This is a genomic window from Streptomyces sp. BBFR102 (assembly GCF_051397025.1).
Lineage (GTDB): Bacteria > Actinomycetota > Actinomycetes > Streptomycetales > Streptomycetaceae > Streptomyces.
Window position 1 is genome coordinate 5,045,561 of record NZ_CP195757.1, and the last position, 19,642, is coordinate 5,065,202.

Annotated in this window: 10 protein-coding genes, 3 rRNA genes and 1 pseudogene; 9 read left to right on the forward strand and 5 right to left on the reverse strand. The window is 69.0% G+C overall.

The window, feature by feature from the left end:
* Nucleotides 1–181: 181 nt before the first annotated feature.
* Both ACSLIC_RS22335 and zapE read right to left on the reverse strand, forming a co-directional pair.
* Nucleotides 182–1,546, reverse strand: a complete 1,365-nt coding sequence (locus tag ACSLIC_RS22335; RefSeq protein ID WP_436739485.1) for a PhoX family protein — start codon at nt 1,544–1,546, stop codon at nt 182–184.
* A 421-nt stretch (nt 1,547–1,967) separates the two neighbouring features.
* Nucleotides 1,968–3,086 carry a cell division protein ZapE gene (gene zapE, locus ACSLIC_RS22340; protein WP_436739486.1) on the reverse strand — a complete coding sequence of 373 codons (1,119 nt, stop codon included), beginning with the start codon at nt 3,084–3,086 and terminating at the stop codon, nt 1,968–1,970.
* A gap of 85 nt (nt 3,087–3,171) precedes the next feature.
* On the opposite strand from zapE, the gene ACSLIC_RS22345 reads away from it, so the two are divergent.
* The 8 genes and pseudogenes from ACSLIC_RS22345 (at nt 3,172) to ACSLIC_RS22380 (ending at nt 13,713) form a co-directional block, all read left to right on the forward strand.
* A complete protein-coding gene (locus ACSLIC_RS22345) occupies nt 3,172–3,954 on the forward strand; it encodes a pyrimidine reductase family protein (protein WP_436739487.1) in 783 nt (260 codons plus the stop codon).
* 120 nt (nt 3,955–4,074) lie between these two features.
* Entirely contained in the window at nt 4,075–4,632 is a 558-nt protein-coding gene (locus tag ACSLIC_RS22350) for an indole-3-glycerol phosphate synthase (RefSeq protein WP_436739488.1), read from the forward strand.
* Between the two features lie 124 nt (nt 4,633–4,756).
* On the forward strand, nt 4,757–6,160 hold the full coding sequence (gene murC / locus ACSLIC_RS22355; protein WP_436739489.1) for a UDP-N-acetylmuramate--L-alanine ligase: 1,404 nt from the start codon (nt 4,757–4,759) through the stop codon (nt 6,158–6,160).
* 13 nt (nt 6,161–6,173) lie between these two features.
* On the forward strand, nt 6,174–6,581 hold the full coding sequence (msrB, locus tag ACSLIC_RS22360) for a peptide-methionine (R)-S-oxide reductase MsrB (protein WP_436739490.1): 408 nt from the start codon (nt 6,174–6,176) through the stop codon (nt 6,579–6,581).
* A 749-nt stretch (nt 6,582–7,330) separates the two neighbouring features.
* Nucleotides 7,331–8,855: ribosomal RNA gene (locus ACSLIC_RS22365) — 16S ribosomal RNA — on the forward strand.
* A gap of 308 nt (nt 8,856–9,163) precedes the next feature.
* Nucleotides 9,164–12,285 (forward strand): 23S ribosomal RNA (locus ACSLIC_RS22370).
* Between the two features lie 97 nt (nt 12,286–12,382).
* Nucleotides 12,383–12,499, forward strand: a 5S ribosomal RNA gene (rrf, locus tag ACSLIC_RS22375).
* The 16S, 23S and 5S rRNA genes sit together here, the layout of an rRNA operon.
* A 588-nt stretch (nt 12,500–13,087) precedes the next feature.
* Nucleotides 13,088–13,713 (forward strand): annotated as a pseudogene (locus ACSLIC_RS22380) (transposase family protein).
* Between the two features lie 327 nt (nt 13,714–14,040).
* Here ACSLIC_RS22380 and ACSLIC_RS22385 read toward each other — a convergent pair.
* From ACSLIC_RS22385 to treZ, 3 genes are all read right to left on the reverse strand, one after another.
* A complete protein-coding gene (locus tag ACSLIC_RS22385) occupies nt 14,041–16,410 on the reverse strand; it encodes a GTPase-associated protein 1-related protein (protein ID WP_436739491.1) in 2,370 nt (789 codons plus the stop codon).
* Nucleotides 16,411–16,522: 112 nt separating this feature from the next.
* Nucleotides 16,523–17,005: an NUDIX hydrolase gene (locus tag ACSLIC_RS22390; protein ID WP_436739492.1), complete on the reverse strand. Its 483-nt coding sequence runs from the start codon at nt 17,003–17,005 to the stop codon at nt 16,523–16,525.
* Nucleotides 17,002–18,768, reverse strand: coding sequence for a malto-oligosyltrehalose trehalohydrolase (gene treZ, locus ACSLIC_RS22395; protein WP_436739493.1), 1,767 nt, complete (start codon nt 18,766–18,768; stop codon nt 17,002–17,004). The genes ACSLIC_RS22390 and treZ overlap by 4 nt, the downstream gene beginning before the upstream one ends.
* Before the next feature lie 224 nt (nt 18,769–18,992).
* On the opposite strand from treZ, the gene ACSLIC_RS22400 reads away from it, so the two are divergent.
* Nucleotides 18,993–19,544: an FHA domain-containing protein gene (locus tag ACSLIC_RS22400; RefSeq protein ID WP_436739494.1), complete on the forward strand. Its 552-nt coding sequence runs from the start codon at nt 18,993–18,995 to the stop codon at nt 19,542–19,544.
* Nucleotides 19,545–19,642: the final 98 nt, after the last annotated feature.

Sequence of the window (19,642 nt, forward strand, 5' to 3'; positions counted from 1 at the left end):
TCGCGACCATAAAGGCGGTAAAGGTGAATATCAGGCAAAACGCCGACCTGGGTGCGGCCTCTCACCCGTCTCGCCCTGCCCGCGCACCACGGCGCCCCGGCACCCGCACCGCGAAGGCGCGCGCCCCGGGGCGCAGAAGACCGACCGCAGGGCCGGGGTCACGTCCCCGGCCCTGGCCCCGTCACCGGTGCCAGGGCCCGGTCACCGCGAAGGTCGTCCCCGGGGTGTAGCAGTTGACGAACATCGTGTCGTGGTCCGGCGAGAAGCAGACGCCCGCGAACTCGCCCCACTCCGGCTCCTCGGGCGTACCGATGTTCTGGCGGCCCCGGGCCATCGGGTAGACCTCGCCGCGCGTCGTCACGCCGTAGACGTGCTGGGCGCCCCCGCCGTCCTCGGCGACCATCAGCCCGCCGCTGGGGGCGAGGCAGATGTTGTCCGGCTCCTCGCCCGGGAGCTGCACGTCGGTGTCGGGGCCGAAGACGATCACCAGGGTGAGGCGCCGCCGGTCCGGGTCGTAACGCCAGATCTGGCCGTAGTGGTCGGCGGCCGAGCCCTCGCTGCTCCGCGCGAAGCTGGAGACGAAGTAGACCGAGCGTCCGCCCCAGTAGCAGCCCTCCAGCTTCTGGGCGTGGGTGATGCCCTTGGGGCCGAAGTCCTGGAACCGGATCGGCGTCTCCGCGGCCAGCGGATCGGGCACGTCCACCCACTCCACCCGGTCGAACGAGGCGCCCGTCTCCTGGATCGCCGACAGGTCCGGCACCCCCGGCACCCGCATCGCCTGGAGGGCTCCGCCGGCCCGCAGCGAGCCGAGGCCGCCCCGCGGCTTCTCGGGCAGGAAGCGGTAGAAGAGCCCGAACGGACGCTCGAAGGCGTCCTCGGTCTCGTAGACGATCCCGTGGCGCGGGTCGATCGCGACCGCCTCGTGCTGGAACCGTCCCATCGCCGTCAGCGGCACCGCGCCGGTCCGGTGCGGGTCGTCCGGGTCGACCTCGAAGATGAAGCCGTGGTCCTTGGTGTAGCCGTTGGTCCCGGCCTTGTCCTCGGTCTCCTCGCAGGTCAGCCAGGTGCCCCAGGGGGTCGGTCCGCCCGCGCAGTTGGTCGAGGTCCCGGCGATGGCGACCCGCTCGCCCACGACCCGGTGCGCCGGGTCGAGAGTGAGCGCCGTACAGCCGCCCATTCCCTCCGGGTCGTACGTCAGCCCTCGTACGGCCGGTACGCGGATCGAGGCGCTGGGCCGGTTCTCGTGGTTGCGGACGAGGTGGACCTGGCCCCGGCGTCCCCCGAAGGCGGCCATCCCGTCGTGGTTGCTCGGCACCTGGCCCTCGCCGGAGAGCATCCGGTCGCCCTCCCGGGACAGCACCCGGTAGCGAAAACCCTTCGGCAGGTCGAGCAGGCCCTTCGGGTCGGGCACCAGCGGGCCGTACCCGGCCCTCCCCATCCCCCGTGCGGCGGCCGTGCCCGCGAAGAGTTCGGTCAGACTGCCGGTGAATGCGATACCGGCGACGGCACCGGTACGGGCGAGGACTTGGCGGCGTGTCGCGGACATGGGCAACTCCCTGCTGCGGCTCTGCGGACAGGAATGTGACCCGCACGTGTGTACCACGCACCCCGCCCCACCGGAACCAGGCGTGGCCCTGGGCCCCCCGCTACAGCCCGCCTGGCGTGCACGAGCCGCCCCGGCAGACCGTACGGCCGAGGGCCCGCGGCCCGCACCCCCGTCCGGCACGGGCAGGCTCAGCCCGAACACCGTTATGTCCGGGGGGAGATGAGCCGGCGGTACGGGCCCGTCGCCGACCCGGCGACGCCCGACGGCGTCGGCCTCGGGCTCTCCCGCGCGAGCCGGGCCTCGACGAGGCCGTTCGCGCCTGCGAGGAGGCCGTGTCGGCGCGCCCGGCCCGGGGGCGCCTCGGCCCTGCTCGACCACCTCACCCCGCGACGGGTCCCTGACGGAAGGCGCCCGGCCTCGCTCAGGCCGCGCCGGGCTCCACCAGTCCCCGCGCGTCCCGCGCCAGCGCCGTGAGACGGGATATCGCCCGGAAGTACTTCTTCCGGTACCCCCCGTTCAGCATCTCCTCGCTGAACAGCCGGTCGAACGGCACGCCCGAGGCCAGCACCGGCACCTCGCGGTCGTACAGCCGGTCCGCCAGCACCACCAGACGCAGCGCCGTCGACTGGTCGGGCACCGGGCGCACGCCGGTGAGGCAGACGGCGCCCAGCTCGTCGGTGAGCGCTCCGTACCGGCTCGGGTGGACCCGCGAGAGGTGGTCGAGCAGCTGCCCGAACCCGTCCAGGCTCGCCCCCGGCGTCGCGTACGCCGCCCGGGTCACCTGCTCCTCGCCGTACGGCTCGGGCGCGGCCGGCAGCCCGCGGTGGCGGTAGTCCTCGCCGTCGATCCTGAGCGGCCGGAAGTGCGCCGAAAGCCCCTGGATCTCCCGCAGGAAGTCGGCGGCCGCGAACCGGCCCTCGCCGAGCTTGCCCGGCAGCGTGTTCGAGGTGGCGGCCAGCGCCACCCCGGCCTCGACCAGCTTGGCCAGCAGCGAGGAGACCAGCACGGTGTCGCCCGGGTCGTCCAGCTCGAACTCGTCGATGCACAGCAGCCGGTGGCCGCTGAGCGTCCGTACCGCCTCCTGGAAGCCCAGCGCGCCCACCAGGTTGGTCAGCTCCACGAAGGTGCCGAACGCCTTGTGCTCCGGTGCCGCCGGAGTGGCGTGCCAGAGCGAGGCGAGCAGGTGGGTCTTGCCGACGCCGTAGCCGCCGTCCAGGTACACCCCGCGCGGCCCGGCGGGCGCGGGGGCGGCCCGCCGCGCGAACCAGCGGCGCTTGCCCGCCCCCGTCGCGCTCGCCCCGCCGAGCCCGGTCGCGAACCGCTCCAGCACGGTGACCGCCTCCGCCTGACTCGGCTGGTTCGGGTCCGGGATGTACGTCGCGAAGCGCACCTGGTCGAAGCGGGGCGGCGGCACCATCTCGGCCACCAGCCGTTCGGCGGGCACCTGGGGCTCACGGGCGCACAGGGAGAGGGGCGCGGACTCGTCGGCGCGCGGCGCGGACGAGGAGGCCGAGGACGGGGGAGTGGAGGAGGACGACACAGCTCACCAGCTTAGAGGGGCACACGGAACGCCCCCTTCCCCGGGCGCCCGCCGCCCCCCGCACGGCCGTGCGAAACTGCACGTCATGCGACGCCTGCTCCCCGTGACCGACGATGTGGCCGACCGAGAGTGGACTTTGGCGGAACTCGCCGACGCCTACGCCTACCCCGAGACCGACGGCCCCTGGCTGCGCGCCAACATGGTCAGCACCCTCGACGGCGCGGCCCAGCACGAGGGCCGCTCCCAGCCCATCTCCGGCAGTGCCGACATGCGGATCTTCGGCACCCTGCGCGGCCTGGCCGACGCCGTGGTCGTCGGCGCCGAGACGGTACGCCAGGAGGGGTACCGCCCAGCCCGGGCCCGCGAGGCGTTCGCCCGCCGGCGCGCCGCCGCCGGACAGACCCCCGCCGCCGCCGTCGCCGTGGTCAGCGCGAGCCTCGCACTCGATTTCGACCTGCCCCTCTTCCGGGCTCCCCGCACGCCCACCCTGGTCCTCACCGGCGCCGACGCACCGCCCGAGCGGGTACGCGCCGCCGAGGCCGCCGGCGTCCACGTGCTGACGGCCGGGAGTGGCGCCGCCGTCGACCCCGCTCGCGCCGTCGCCGCGCTCGCCGAACACGGCCTGACCAGGCTTCTCACCGAGGGCGGCCCCCGGCTGCTGGGCCAGTTCGTGGCCGCCGGGGTACTGGACGAGCTGTGCCTGACCCTCTCCCCGATGCTCACCGCCGGGGACGCCCAGCGCATCGCCGGCGGGCCCCCGGTCGCCCTGCCGAAACGTTTCGCGCCCGCCTCGGTGCTGGAGGAGGCCGGGTTCCTCTTCACCCGCTACCGTCGGACTGACATCGGCGGAAGGACTCATTCCGCTTAGCTCTCCGTGACAGACCAGGGACACCGCGTCCCCGTGCGGTCACGGGGCAGGATGGTTTCCGCACGGGCCTTTCGGGGCCCGCGATCCGAAAGGGCGCCTGACGTGTTCACGAGCGTTTTGATGATCGAGCAGCCGCTGTCGGCACCCGACGTGGAGTTCGTCACCACGCTCCACGGGGACGAGCCCGTCTCCTTCGTCCTCCTCATGCAGCCCCGAGGCGACCAGGACCGCCTGCTGCGCGCCATCGACGACGTCGCCCTCGGTGAGCTGGGCGAGGCCGTCCGCGAGGTCGAGGAGCCGGAGGGCGAGGTCGACGGCACTCCCGCCGCCCGCGCCCTTGACCACTCCCTGCGTGCCCTGCGCGCCGCCGGCGGCGAGGCCACCGGCCGCCTCGTCGAGGGCGAGCCCCTCACCGCCCTCACCGACGTGGTGGCCGAGACCGGCGCCGACGAGGTCATCGTGCTGACCGAACCCCACTACGTGGAGGAGTTCTTCCACCGCGACTGGGCGACCCGCGCCCGCCACAAGGTCGGCGTCCCCGTCCTCAAGCTCTACTCGCACGCCCCCGCCGACGGCGCCGCGGCGCCCACCCACACCTCCTCGGGCTCCGGTGCCACCGCCGCCGGAGCCGTCAAGGACCAGGGCACGGCCACGGACCCGGCCGCCCGCGCCGACTGAGCGCCCCCGAGGCACCCCGCCGCCGACCGCGCCGCAGGCCGGGCGGTCCGTCCGCCTCCGCACCACGGCATAGGCTGGCACCGCCCCGCACGACCCGTGCCCCTCGACCTCGGGAGAACCACAGATGGCATCCGGCCTTCCCCCCGCCATGGACCGACCGCACTTCATCGGCATCGGCGGCGCCGGAATGTCGGGGATCGCCAAGATCCTCGCCCAGCGCGGCGCCCGCGTCGCCGGCAGCGACGCCAAGGACTCGGCGACCGCGGAGGCGCTGCGCGCCCTCGGCGCCACCGTCCACCTCGGCCACGCCGCCGGCCACCTCGCGGACGACACCACCGCCGTCGTCATCTCCTCCGCGATCCGCCCGGACAACCCCGAGCTGGTCCGCGCCGCCGAACTCGGCATCCCCGTCGTGCACCGCTCGGACGCGCTGGCCGCGCTGATGGACGGCACCCGCCCCATCGCCGTCGCCGGCACCCACGGCAAGACCACCACCACCTCGATGCTGGCCGTCTCCCTGGACGCGCTGGGCCGCGCCCCCTCGTACGCCATCGGCGGCGACCTGGACGCCCCCGGCTCCAACGCCCTGCACGGCACCGGCGAAATCTTCGTGGCCGAGGCCGACGAGAGCGACCGCAGCTTCCACAAGTACGCCCCCGAGGTCGCCATCGTCCTCAACGTCGAGCTGGACCACCACGCCAACTACGCCTCGATCGAAGAGATCCACGAGTCCTTCGAGACCTTCGCGGCCCGGATCGTGCCCGGCGGCACTCTCGTCATCTCCGCCGACCACGAGGGCGCCCGCGAACTCACCCGCCGGCTCGCGGCCAAGGGACTTCCCGGCGTCACCGTCCGCACCTACGGCGAGGCCGCCGACGCCGACGTCCGCGTCGTGTCGATCGTCCCGCAGGGCCTGCGCAGCGAGGTCACGGTCCGCATCGACGGCGCCGAGCTGACCTTCGGCGTCTCCGTCCCCGGCCGCCACTACGCGCTCAACGCCGTAGCCGCCCTCACCGCCGCCGTCGCCCTCGGCATCCCGGCCGCCGAGATGGCCCCCGCCATCGCCGCCTACACCGGGGTGAAGCGCCGCCTCCAGCTCAAGGGCGAGGCCGCCGGCGTCCAGGTGATCGACTCCTACGCCCACCACCCCAGCGAGATGACGGCCGACCTGGAGGCCATCCGGGGCGCCGTCGCCGCCGACGCCCGCCTGCTGGTCCTCTTCCAGCCGCACCTCTTCAGCCGCACCCAGGAACTGGGCAAGGAGATGGGCCAGGCCCTCGGCCTCGCCGACGCCTCGGTGGTCCTCGACATCTACCCGGCCCGCGAGGACCCGATCCCCGGGGTCACCAGCGCCCTGATCATCGACGCCGCGCGCGCCGCCGGTGCCCACGTGACCGCCCTGGCCGACCGCTCCGCCGCCGCCTCGGTCCTGGCGGGAATGGCCAAGCCCGGCGACCTTGTTCTGACCATGGGCGCCGGCGACGTGACGGAACTCGGGCCCGACATCCTCGACCACCTGTCGAAGTGAGGAAGTGACCGACATGGCGTACGACGTCGAGAAGCCGGACGAGCAGTGGCGCGCGGAGCTGACCCCTGCCGAGTACCAGGTGCTCCGCCAGGCGGGCACCGAGCCTGCTTTCGTCGGTGAGTACACCGACACGAAGACGGAGGGCGTGTACTCCTGCCGGGCCTGCGGCGCGGACATCTTCACCTCCGACACCAAGTTCGCGTCGCACTGCGGCTGGCCGAGCTTCTACGACCCGAAGGACTCGGACGCCGTCGAGCTGATCGAGGACCGGTCCCACGGCATGGTCCGCACCGAGGTCCGCTGCGCGAACTGCGGCTCCCACCTCGGCCACGTCTTCGCCGGCGAGGGGTACGACACCCCCACCGACCAGCGCTACTGCATCAACTCGATCTCCATGCGACTGTCCCCGAAGCAGAGCTGACCGCTCCTCCCCGACAGTGCCCCGGGCCCGTGCTCCTCCGGAGGAGCACGGGCCCGCTTGACTCTCCCTCCGGGGATGCGTAATGTTCAACGAGCTGCTGTCCATCCTCAACGGGTTGGGCGAGCGCCTCGGCCGCGTGGAGCGCGGCCCATTCCAAAACCCCAGCAGAACCCTCCAGGAGAACCTTTCTCAGGCGTGCCCACAGGCAGCCCCGGAATTTCTTTCAGAGGCCCTCTGTCATCTCTGCGAGACATCAGTCGAAGCCATTCGGCCGGTTTGTGAGAGATCAAGAGAATCCGCTATGGTTCTGGACGTCGGAACGGCCCAAACAGCCGCGAAGGCGAATCCCGCTGACCGGGAATCAGGCCCGAAAGGATCTGATAGAGTCGGAACCGCCGGAAAGGGAAAAGCGAAGCGGAAACGCGGGGCTGGAACCGGAAAGGCACCGAGGAAGTCGGACACGAAAGAGTCTGATAGAGTCGGAACACGAAATACCGAAGGGAAGCGCCCGGAGGAAAGCCCGAGAGGGTGAGTACAAAGGAAGCGTCCGTTCCTTGAGAACTCAACAGCGTGCTAAAAGTCAACGCCAGATATGTTGATACCCCGACCGGCCAGGTTTCTGGCAGGTTGAGGTTCCTTTGAAATACAACAGCGAGGACGCTGTGTACGACAGGGACTATTCCTCCTTGTCGTACCGCTCTTGTGTCTGTTGCACCCGCAGTCCTTAACCGGACGCAGTCGGGTACACATTCACGGAGAGTTTGATCCTGGCTCAGGACGAACGCTGGCGGCGTGCTTAACACATGCAAGTCGAACGATGAAGCCCTTCGGGGTGGATTAGTGGCGAACGGGTGAGTAACACGTGGGCAATCTGCCCTGCACTCTGGGACAAGCCCTGGAAACGGGGTCTAATACCGGATATGACCGTCCAACGCATGTTGGACGGTGTAAAGCTCCGGCGGTGCAGGATGAGCCCGCGGCCTATCAGCTTGTTGGTGAGGTAGTGGCTCACCAAGGCGACGACGGGTAGCCGGCCTGAGAGGGCGACCGGCCACACTGGGACTGAGACACGGCCCAGACTCCTACGGGAGGCAGCAGTGGGGAATATTGCACAATGGGCGAAAGCCTGATGCAGCGACGCCGCGTGAGGGATGACGGCCTTCGGGTTGTAAACCTCTTTCAGCAGGGAAGAAGCGAAAGTGACGGTACCTGCAGAAGAAGCGCCGGCTAACTACGTGCCAGCAGCCGCGGTAATACGTAGGGCGCAAGCGTTGTCCGGAATTATTGGGCGTAAAGAGCTCGTAGGCGGCTTGTCACGTCGGTTGTGAAAGCCCGGGGCTTAACCCCGGGTCTGCAGTCGATACGGGCAGGCTAGAGTTCGGTAGGGGAGATCGGAATTCCTGGTGTAGCGGTGAAATGCGCAGATATCAGGAGGAACACCGGTGGCGAAGGCGGATCTCTGGGCCGATACTGACGCTGAGGAGCGAAAGCGTGGGGAGCGAACAGGATTAGATACCCTGGTAGTCCACGCCGTAAACGGTGGGCACTAGGTGTGGGCAACATTCCACGTTGTCCGTGCCGCAGCTAACGCATTAAGTGCCCCGCCTGGGGAGTACGGCCGCAAGGCTAAAACTCAAAGGAATTGACGGGGGCCCGCACAAGCGGCGGAGCATGTGGCTTAATTCGACGCAACGCGAAGAACCTTACCAAGGCTTGACATACACCGGAAACGTCCAGAGATGGGCGCCCCCTTGTGGTCGGTGTACAGGTGGTGCATGGCTGTCGTCAGCTCGTGTCGTGAGATGTTGGGTTAAGTCCCGCAACGAGCGCAACCCTTGTCCCGTGTTGCCAGCAGGCCCTTGTGGTGCTGGGGACTCACGGGAGACCGCCGGGGTCAACTCGGAGGAAGGTGGGGACGACGTCAAGTCATCATGCCCCTTATGTCTTGGGCTGCACACGTGCTACAATGGCCGGTACAATGAGCTGCGATACCGTGAGGTGGAGCGAATCTCAAAAAGCCGGTCTCAGTTCGGATTGGGGTCTGCAACTCGACCCCATGAAGTCGGAGTCGCTAGTAATCGCAGATCAGCATTGCTGCGGTGAATACGTTCCCGGGCCTTGTACACACCGCCCGTCACGTCACGAAAGTCGGTAACACCCGAAGCCGGTGGCCCAACCCCTTGTGGGAGGGAGCTGTCGAAGGTGGGACTGGCGATTGGGACGAAGTCGTAACAAGGTAGCCGTACCGGAAGGTGCGGCTGGATCACCTCCTTTCTAAGGAGCACTTCTTACCAGGTTTGCCTGGTCAGAGGCCAGTTCATCAGCGAATGTCTGGTGCTGGTTGCTCATGGGTGGAACGTTGACTATTCGGCACTGTCAATCTGCTTGAGATGTGAGTACTGCTTCGGCGTGGAAAACGGATCTTGGGGTTGGGGTGTCGGGCACGCTGTTGGGTGTCTGAGGGAGCGGCCATGTTGTGGCTGTTTCTTCGGTGCCGGCCCCAGTGAACTCGGGATGTATGTCTCGGGGTGGTGGGTGGTTGGTCGTTGTTTGAGAACTGCACAGTGGACGCGAGCATCTGTGGCCAAGTTTTTAAGGGCGCACGGTGGATGCCTTGGCACCAGGAACCGATGAAGGACGTGGGAGGCCACGATAGTCCCCGGGGAGTCGTCAACCAGGCTTTGATCCGGGGGTTTCCGAATGGGGAAACCCGGCAGTCGTCATGGGCTGTCACCCGCTGCTGAACTCATAGGCAGTGTGGAGGGAACGCGGGGAAGTGAAACATCTCAGTACCCGCAGGAAGAGAAAACAACCGTGATTCCGGGAGTAGTGGCGAGCGAAACTGGATGAGGCCAAACCGTATGTGTGTGATACCCGGCAGGGGTTGCGCATGCGGGGTTGTGGGATCTCTCTTCTACGGTCTGCCGGCCGTGGGACGAGTCAGAAACCGTTGATGTAGGCGAAGGACATGCGAAAGGTCCGGCGTAGAGGGTAAGACCCCCGTAGTCGAAACATCAGCGGCTCGTTTGAGAGACACCCAAGTAGCACGGGGCCCGAGAAATCCCGTGTGAATCTGGCGGGACCACCCGCTAAGCCTAAATATTCCCTGGTGACCGATAGCGGATAGTACCGTGAGGGAATGGTGAAAAGTACCGCGGGAGCGGAGTGAAATAGTACCTGAAACCGTGTGCCTACAAGCCGTGGGAGCGTCGCGCATCGAGTTTTCTCGGTGCGTCGTGACTGCGTGCCTTTTGAAGAATGAGCCTGCGAGTTAGCGGTGTGTAGCGAGGTTAACCCGTGTGGGGAAGCCGTAGCGAAAGCGAGTCCGAATAGGGCGTTTGAGTTGCACGCTCTAGACCCGAAGCGGAGTGATCTAGCCATGGGCAGGTTGAAGCGGCTGTAAGAGGTCGTGGAGGACCGAACCCACCAGGGTTGAAAACCTGGGGGATGACCTGTGGTTAGGGGTGAAAGGCCAATCAAACTCCGTGATAGCTGGTTCTCCCCGAAATGCATTTAGGTGCAGCGTCGTGTGTTTCTTGCCGGAGGTAGAGCACTGGATAGGCGATGGGCCCTACCGGGTTACTGACCTTAGCCAAACTCCGAATGCCGGTAAGTGAGAGCGCGGCAGTGAGACTGTGGGGGATAAGCTCCATGGTCGAGAGGGAAACAGCCCAGAGCATCGACTAAGGCCCCTAAGCGTACGCTAAGTGGGAAAGGATGTGGAGTCGCAGAGACAACCAGGAGGTTGGCTTAGAAGCAGCCACCCTTGAAAGAGTGCGTAATAGCTCACTGGTCTAGTGATTCCGCGCCGACAATGTAGCGGGGCTCAAGCGTACCGCCGAAGTCGTGTCATTGCAGCAATACTCCCAACGGAGGCTGTGATGGGTAGGGGAGCGTCGTGTGCCGGGTGAAGCAGCCGTGGAAGCGAGTTGTGGACGGTTCACGAGTGAGAATGCAGGCATGAGTAGCGATTCACACGTGAGAAACGTGTGCGCCGATTGACTAAGGGTTCCTGGGTCAAGCTGATCTGCCCAGGGTAAGTCGGGACCTAAGGCGAGGCCGACAGGCGTAGTCGATGGATAACCGGTTGATATTCCGGTACCCGCTGTGAAGCGTCAAACATTGAATCCAGTGATGCTAAGCCCGTGAAGCCGTTCCGGACCCTTCGGGGGATGGAAAGTGGTGGAGCCGGTGACCCGAGCTGGTAGTAGGTGAGTGATGGGGTGACGCAGGAAGGTAGTCCATCCCGGGCGGTGGTTGTCCCGGGGTAAGGGTGTAGGACGTCAGGTAGGTAAATCCGCCTGGCTTGTGTCTGAGACCTGATGCCGAGCCGATTGTGGTGAAGTGGATGATCCTATGCTGTCGAGAAAAGCCTCTAGCGAGTTTCATGGCGGCCCGTACCCTAAACCGACTCAGGTGGTCAGGTAGAGAATACCGAGGCGTTCGGGTGAACTATGGTTAAGGAACTCGGCAAAATGCCCCCGTAACTTCGGGAGAAGGGGGGCCATGTCTGGTGATCCGATTTTCTCGGTGAGCTGGGTGTGGCCGCAGAGACCAGCGAGAAGCGACTGTTTACTAAAAACACAGGTCCGTGCGAAGCCGTAAGGCGATGTATACGGACTGACGCCTGCCCGGTGCTGGAACGTTAAGGGGACCGGTTAGTCACATTTCGGTGTGGCGAAGCTGAGAACTTAAGCGCCAGTAAACGGCGGTGGTAACTATAACCATCCTAAGGTAGCGAAATTCCTTGTCGGGTAAGTTCCGACCTGCACGAATGGCGTAACGACTTCTCGACTGTCTCAACCATAGGCCCGGTGAAATTGCATTACGAGTAAAGATGCTCGTTTCGCGCAGCAGGACGGAAAGACCCCGGGACCTTTACTACAGTTTGATATTGGTGTTCGGTTCGGCTTGTGTAGGATAGGTGGGAGACTGTGAAGCATGCACGCCAGTGTGTGTGGAGTCGTCGTTGAAATACCACTCTGGTCGTGCTGGATGTCTAACCTGGGTCCGTGATCCGGATCAGGGACAGTGTCTGATGGGTAGTTTAACTGGGGCGGTTGCCTCCTAAAGAGTAACGGAGGCGCCCAAAGGTTCCCTCAGCCTGGTTGGTAATCAGGTGTTGAGTGTAAGTGCACAAGGGAGCTTGACTGTGAGACCGACGGGTCGAGCAGGGACGAAAGTCGGGACTAGTGATCCGGCGGTGGCTTGTGGAAGCGCCGTCGCTCAACGGATAAAAGGTACCCCGGGGATAACAGGCTGATCTTCCCCAAGAGTCCATATCGACGGGATGGTTTGGCACCTCGATGTCGGCTCGTCGCATCCTGGGGCTGGAGTCGGTCCCAAGGGTTGGGCTGTTCGCCCATTAAAGCGGTACGCGAGCTGGGTTTAGAACGTCGTGAGACAGTTCGGTCCCTATCCGCTGTGCGCGTAGGAATATTGAGAAGGGCTGTCCCTAGTACGAGAGGACCGGGACGGACGAACCTCTGGTGTGCCAGTTGTTCTGCCAAGGGCATGGCTGGTTGGCTACGTTCGGGAGGGATAACCGCTGAAAGCATCTAAGCGGGAAGCCTGCTTCGAGATGAGTATTCCCACCTCCTTGAGAGGGTAAGGCTCCCAGTAGACGACTGGGTTGATAGGCCGGATATGGAAGCCCTGTAAGGGGTGGAGTTGACCGGTACTAATAGGCCGAGGGCTTGTCCTCAGTTGCTCGCGTCCACTGTGTTGGTTCTGAAACCACGAACACCAACCATAGGCCCCCCTGTTTGGGTGGGTATGGTTGCTGGTGTGTTTCGTAGTGTTTCGGTGGTCATAGCGTGAGGGAAACGCCCGGTTACATTCCGAACCCGGAAGCTAAGCCTCACAGCGCCGATGGTACTGCAGGGGGGACCCTGTGGGAGAGTAGGACGCCGCCGAACTCTTTGTGGCCTCGGGCCCTGGAAATCTTGTGAAAACAGGTTTCCGGGGTCCGAGGCATTTTTGCGTTCAGGGGCTTTTCCTGGTGGGAGCCGGCTGGGCGCCGCCAAACTGGCCAAGGGAGTGGACCGTGCGTGTGCGTTGCTGGTGCCGAACGGTCTCCTGGCTGCTGATCTGATCACCCGCAATCGCCAGGTCGCCGAGGCCGCACTGTGGCCGTGGACCCTTGCGTCACGCAGGGCGCCCCTCAGATCGCGCGCGTCTTCTTCGACGGCCACGACCAGGGCACGGGCCTCATCGGGCCGGTCCGAGGCGGGGTGGGGGTGACGCCCCGTACGACGTCGCCAGGTTTTTCGCTCGGGGATGAGGAGCGCATGGTCGACCCCGCCGTCTATGGCGTCGAGGTCGACCTCGTAGTGAGCGTTTCCAGGGCGGCCACCGGATGATGGGTGACGAGCCCGGCATCCGCAACGGCACGAGGCTCCCGTGCCGTTGAGAGAGGTGTTCGACGTCTCAACTCATCAGCGTGGGAGCCTCGCCCATATCCTGCCGTACTCGACCTGCCTCCCGCCCTGGTCGGGTGGGCCGCCATGCTCATCGACACCCGCGAGGGTGGCCGCCGCTGCAAGCTGCCCCCGCACCAGCGTGCGCTGGTTGCCCTGGTGTATCTGCGCAAGCAGGACACCCTCGCCCGGCTCGCCGCCGGGCCTGCTCAAGGTGTTGCGCGAGAACGGTCCTGACTACGTACTGCGCGACGGCACCCTTGCTGAGTGCGACCGCACCGGCGACGGCAGGGCCGACTACTCCGCCAAGCATCGCCGCCGCCGTGTGGATGTGCAGGTCGTCACCGACCCGGTCGGCAACGTGCTGTGGACTCGCCCACACTGTCGGGACGGTGTCACGACCTGACCGCAGCTCGCACGCACCGGATGACCGCATCTGCGAGTGCCAGGGCGTGCCCGCCCTGGCCGACCGGGCCTACCAGGGTGCCGGCCCCTGGATGGCCTTCGGACTCAAGCGGCGCCCGGCGGTAGCTCACCTTGACCCAGCACACCGCCAACCGTGCTCTCGCCACGGCTCGCGCACCCGCCGAGCGCTGAATGGCACGACTCAAGTCCTGGCGGCGTCCATCGCCAAGGCCGTACTCACTCTTGAGCGGCCACGCTGGAAGAGTTCACTGCCTGGGCGTGGGGTCGTCGCGCGGGCTGCTGGCTGATCGAGTACGGCTTCGGCCTGTTCGCGCCTGGTTGTGAGGGGGGCGTACCGAGGTTGCGGGGGTGAGGTTGTGTCGGCCCGGGTGTTGGTGGATGGCGTGTTCGGTACATCAGTGCAGGCATCGCACGCTGGGGCGGGTGGGGCCCTCGGTGGCTGTCGCTCTCGCGGGTGACGATGGTTCGGTGGCCCCTTCCGTGGGCGGAACGGGCCGGTGGAGTGCGGCAGGATGGTGATCAACGAGGCCCCCGGGCAGTGCGGTGGAGACGTCAGATTTCTCGATCGCAGGCCGGGGGCCTCGCTGTTGTGTCCATCCTTCGTACCGTGGGGTCTACGGCTGGGTGCCTCGGCGGCGGGCCCGGTGGGTCAGTCCTCGGGCGAGACGGGTCAGGCGGCCTTGGTTCGCGGCGCGGAACTCCTCGGCGAGGGTGCTGCGGTGGGACGCCAAGAGGTGTTCGATCCGGCGTACCGCCTCTGCGGACAGGGCACGGACGACGGGGCGGAGCACGGCCGTGAGGAGGGAGAGCCGCGTCTGGTCCCACTCGGGAGTCGCGGCCGGATGGGACGACCAGTCGCGGAAGCACGCGGCTGCGTAGGCCGGGTCGGTCCGGAGCCGCTGGAGCGTGGTCTCCTCGGCCGCCACCTGGGCGTAGGCGGCGAGGAGCGCGGGGTCTCCGGAGCGGGCGAGGTCGCTCAGTTCGGCGATGTCGGCAGCGTCGCCCGCGAGCAGGCGCTGGGCGAGAGCCCGTTCGGCGCGGGTCCGCAGGGCGGTCGGGAGGGGCGCCGCCGATGACGCGTGCGCGGTGAGGTGACGTACCCATTCGGCGCCTTCGGCCGGGGTGCCGAGACGGTCGGTGTAGAGGAGCAGCTCCAGGGCGGCACGGTCGCGCGGTGTCAGGTCGGGAGCGAAGGAGTTCAGGAGGTCGGTCGCGAGAAGGCCGGCCTCCTCGTCGTCGGGGCGGGCGTCGAACGCAGCGCGCAGCAGGAGCGGCAGGGTGCCGGCGGTCCGGTGGGTGTCGGAGCCGGTGGCGGACAGCAGGCGCCGTGCCTCGTCGCCGGTGGGTGGAGACTCCGCCCAGACGCGGCGGGTGGCGGTGCCCAGTGCCTCAGGAGCGGTCATGGGCGACAAGCCGATCGCGCGCAGCAGACCCTCCACCGCCGCGACGCGGTCGCCCTGCGGAACAGGGAGGGAGTAGAGCAGCAGGTGGGGCGCGGTGAAGCGGTCCACCTCCAGGGGCAGCGCGGCCAGTACGCGGGAGCCGGCGAGCGGGTCCTCGGCGGCCAGGGCGTCGAGCTGGTCGACCACCGCGTTCCGCACGGCGGGGCTGCCGGCCAGGCTGTCCCGGAACTCGTCGATGTCCGCCGCCCCCACCGGGTCGGCGAAGACGGCGCGCGCCGCCCGCGCGGTGAGCTCCGGCAGCAGGTCGGCGTGGTCGATGCCCAGGGTCTCGGCGATCCGCAGCAGGGCCAGCGGGCGGCCGAGCGGAGGTGAGCCGGGGTCGGTGAGGCCGCTCCGGATGTCGGAACGGAGCCGGGAGGCCAGCCGGTCGCGCAGGGCGGGGCCGAGGTCTCCGGCGTAGAGGAAGGGCAGGCGCGGCATGCCGGTGCGGATGGCGGCGGTGAGGGCGGTGGCCGTCAGGGGTTCCAGCTGGCCGGCGGGGAGTCGGCCGCGGAGGGCCTCGCGCAGGCCGGTGAGGGCGGGGGCCTCGACGGGGTCGTTCTGGTCGGCGGCGGCGCTGAGGGCGGTGACGAAGTCGGAGAGGTCGCTCTGGCCCACGGAGGGCCCCGCGGAGGTGATCCAGGCGGCGGCGACCGCGCGGGCCTCGGCGTCGACCTGGACCCCGGTGCGTACCGCCGAGGCCGCCAGGCAGCCCGGCTCGGGGGAGTGGGCCGTCTCCTTGAACAGGCCGGGGGCACCGGCCAGCCAGACGCGGGCGCACAGGCGGGCCCAGACGTCCGGGACGGTGCGCGGGGGCGGCGGAGCGGCTGCGCAGTCGAGCACCCGGTAGCGGCCGGGATCGTCCAGCGCGGCGTAGTCCTCGGGGAGCATGCCGGATATCCGGTGCCCGTGACCTGGGGCGCGGGTGTACGTGGTGAAGGTGAGCCGGTGGGCCTTGGCCGGCGGGAGGGCGGTCGCGGCCAGGGCGAGCCAGCGGGCGACGGCCACCGGGTCGCGCTCGACCAGGACGAGGGGCGGGCTCGACGCGTCGGCGACCAGGGCGCGTACCTCGGCGAAGAAGGTGGCGAGCCACGGCACACGGGAGGCGGCGAACCGGGTGAGGGAACTCCGGCTCAGCTCGCGGGCCGGGGTGAACGCGGCGACCGGCTTCGGCACCCCGCCCTCGGGAGCGGTGCGGGCCCACTGCGGCGCGCCCCAGCAGAAGACCGGCAGTACGCCGTCCGGGAGGGCGGCCCCGTGCGGGAGGTGGACCGCGTGGGTGTGGGCGGTGAGACCGGCCGGACCGCCTGCCGCCACGGGCGTGGTGTGGCTGAGCAGGAGGCTGCCGTCGACCACCGCGGTGAGGGAGAACGCGGCGGGCAGCCGGTCCACCTCGGCGGGGGTGGGACGCGGAGGTGTGCCTCGGGGCGGGACGTAGCCGAAGAGCTGTTCCGCCGCCTTCCGGACGCCGGGCGGGACCCCGGGGGTGACGGCGGCCAAGCCGGGGCCGGACGAGGTGTGGTGCAGCTGGGCGAGGCTCATACGTCCGCATCCTTTCGCGCCGGTCGGGCCCGGACACCGGCGGGTACCCGATGGGGCGCCGGTACCATCCCAGCAGAACAGGCGTTCTCACGGGCGGAGTTCGGCGGAACGGTTACGAGCGGTCCGCGGGGCGGGGCGGCGGGCCGAGGGTGGCCCAGGCGGGATCGGCGGCGGCCAGCCAGGCGTCCTGACGGTCGGCCAGTGGTCCGCCCAGCGGGAGGAGGGTGAAGCGGCAGGCGAAGGTGAGCCCCGCGTCGCCTCCCTCGCCCCCGACCTGGTGGAGCCAGGTGTCCGGCGCGTCGTCCGGGGCGTGGAGGAGGAAGAAGGTGGTCCGGCGGGGCAGGCCCGTCTGCGGGTGCGGCTTCTCCTCCACCCCGAGCCGCCGGACCACGGTGGCCGTCAGTCCCGTCTCCTCCGCCGTCTCCCGCAGCACCGCGCGCTCCGGCGGCTCGCCGGGACGGATGCCGCCCGCCGGGACCTGGGTGCCCGCCTCCGCCATGCCGACGTGGTCGAAGACGAGGAGAGCCGGGACCGGGCGGCGCCGGACCACGTAGGCGGCCACCCGCAGACGCGGTGTTCCGGGGGGCGCCGTCACCGCTCGCCCAGGACGACCGCCGAGTGCGGGCCGAGGTGGAGGACGCCGTCGGTGTCCGGGGAGGCCGAGTCGTCCCAGGCGGCGAGGGTGCGCAGGGCGCCGCCACCGAGGGGGATGGCCGCCGGCCCGGCGCCGAGGTTGAGGGCCACCCGGATGTCGCCCCGGCGGAAGGCGAACCAGCGGGCCTGCTCGTCGAAGGCGACGCGCACCGCCGCCAGGTCGGCGTCGAGGAGGTCGGGCCGGGCGCGGCGCAGCGCGATCAGGGTGCGGTGCCACTCCAGGAGGTGCCGGTGCGGCTCCCGGTCGCGCTCCGACCAGTCGAGGCAGGAGCGGTCGCGGGTGGCCGGGTCCTGCGGGTCCGGGATCTCCTCCTCGGCCCAGCCGTGTGCGGCGAACTCGCGGCGGCGCCCCTGGCGGACCGCCTCGGCCAGCTCCGGGTCGGTGTGGTCGGTGAAGAACTGCCAGGGAGTGCGCGCACCCCACTCCTCGCCCATGAAGAGCATCGGTGTGAACGGGCCCGTGAGGACCAGAGCGGCCGCGCACGCCAGCAGGCCGGGCGGGACGGAGCCGGCGAGGCGGTCGCCCTGGGCACGGTTGCCGATCTGGTCGTGGGTCTGGGCGTAGCCGAGGAGACGGTGGGCGGAGACGCGGGTGCGGTCCAGGGGGCGGCCGTGGGTGCGGCCGCGGAAGGAGGAGTACGTCCCGTCGTGGAAGAAACCGCCGGTGAGGGTCTTGGCCAGGGCGCGCAGGGGCTGTTCGGCGAAGTCCGCGTAGTAGCCCGCGGCCTCGCCGGTGAGAGCGGTGTGCAGGGCGTGGTGGAAGTCGTCGTTCCACTGGGCCTGGAGGCCGAGGCCGCCCTGGTCCCTGGGGGTGATCAGGCGTGGGTCGTTGAGGTCGGACTCGGCGATGAGGAAGAGGGGGCGGCCCAGGTCGCGCGAGAGGGCGCGGACGGCGTCCGCCAGTTCCTCCAGGAAGTGCACCGCCCGGGTGTCGCAGAGGGCGTGCACGGCGTCCAGGCGCAGGCCGTCCAGGCGGTAGTCGCGCAGCCAGGCCAGGGCGCTCTCCACCAGGAAGGAGCGGACCTCGTCGGAGCCGGGGGCGTCGAGGTTGACGGCCGGACCCCACGGGGTGTGGTGGGCGCCGGTGAAGTACGGGCCGAAGGCGGGGAGATGGTTGCCGGACGGGCCGAGGTGGTTGTGGACCACGTCGAGGACGACGCCGAGGCCGTGCTCGTGGGCCGCGTCGACGAAGCGCTTCAGGGCCGCCGGGCCGCCGTACGGCTCGTGGACCGCCCAGAGGGACACGCCCTCGTACCCCCAGCCGTGCACCCCCGGGAAGGGAGCGAGCGGCATCAGCTCGACGTGGGTGACGCCCAGGGCCGCGAGAGCGTCGAGGCGGCCGGCCGCGGCGTCGAGGGTGCCTTCGCGGGTGAAGGTGCCGACGTGCAGTTCGTAGAGGACCGCGCCCGGCAGGCCGCGGCCCGGCCACGGGACGCGCCACTCGTATGCGTCGTGGTCGACGACGGCGCTCGGGCCGTCCGGCCCCTCGGGCTGGCGGCGGGAGCGGGGATCGGGCAGGACCGGGCCGCCGTCGACCGAGAAGCCGTACCGGGTGCCGTCCTCGGCCGGGGCCTGGGCGGTCCACCAGCCCTGGCGGCAGACGTCCCGCTGCATGGGGAGGCGCTGACCGCCCACTTCGAGCGCCACCTCGTCCTTGTCCGGCGCCCATACCTCGAACCGTGCCACCTCGGCCCCCTCGGTCATCCGTCTCTCGCCCGTCCTCGGTCGGTGCCGCCCCGTGCCGTCGTGCGCGGGGCGCCCTCCGCGGCGCTCACACACCGCTGTCGACAGTGAACACGCTGCCACCGACAACCGGGGGCAGGACGGGGTGGCGAGATCAATTCGTTTCCGGCCGAGGCCCGCTGACGGGCCGGTGGGGACGGGTGCTGCGCTGGACAGCGTGTTACGGCGTGGCGGACAATCAGGCCGTGACCACCTCGCAGTTCCATCCCCAGCCGGCGCCACGCGTCACCGACGCGCAGCGGGACCGGGCACTGAAGGTGCTGCGGGACGGGGCCGCCGAGGGAAGACTCTCGCACGACACGTTCGTCCGGAGGATGGAGCTGGCGCTCGCGGCGCGCAGTACGGCCCAGCTGTCCGAACTGACGGCGGATCTGCCCCAGGAGGGGGCGCTCTCGCGGGTGGTGTTCGGGTCGGTACGGGCCGTCTCCGGGTTCACCGTCAAGATGCGGCGGGCCTGGCAGGCCGAGCGGCTGCCCAAGTTGCTGCTGCCCGGGCCCGAGCTGCGGGGGGCGTTGCGGATAGGGCGGGACCGGGGGAACGGGCTGCGGCTCAGCCATGACACGGTGTCGCGCTATCACGCGGAGCTCAGCTTCGAGGGGGGTGTGTGGGTGCTGCGGGATCTGGCGTCCACCAACGGGACGTCCGTGAACGGGCGCCGGGTCGTCGGCTTCGCCGTGGTGCGGGACGGGGATCACGTGAGTTTCGGGTCGATGGTGTATCGCGTGGCGGTCTCCTGAACCGGCCTCAGGTGACGGCCGGGGCCGGTGGCCTCGAACGCCGGCCGGGCTTGGAGGCGCCGGCCGGGCTGGCGGGGCGCGCCCATCGGGCTTGGAGG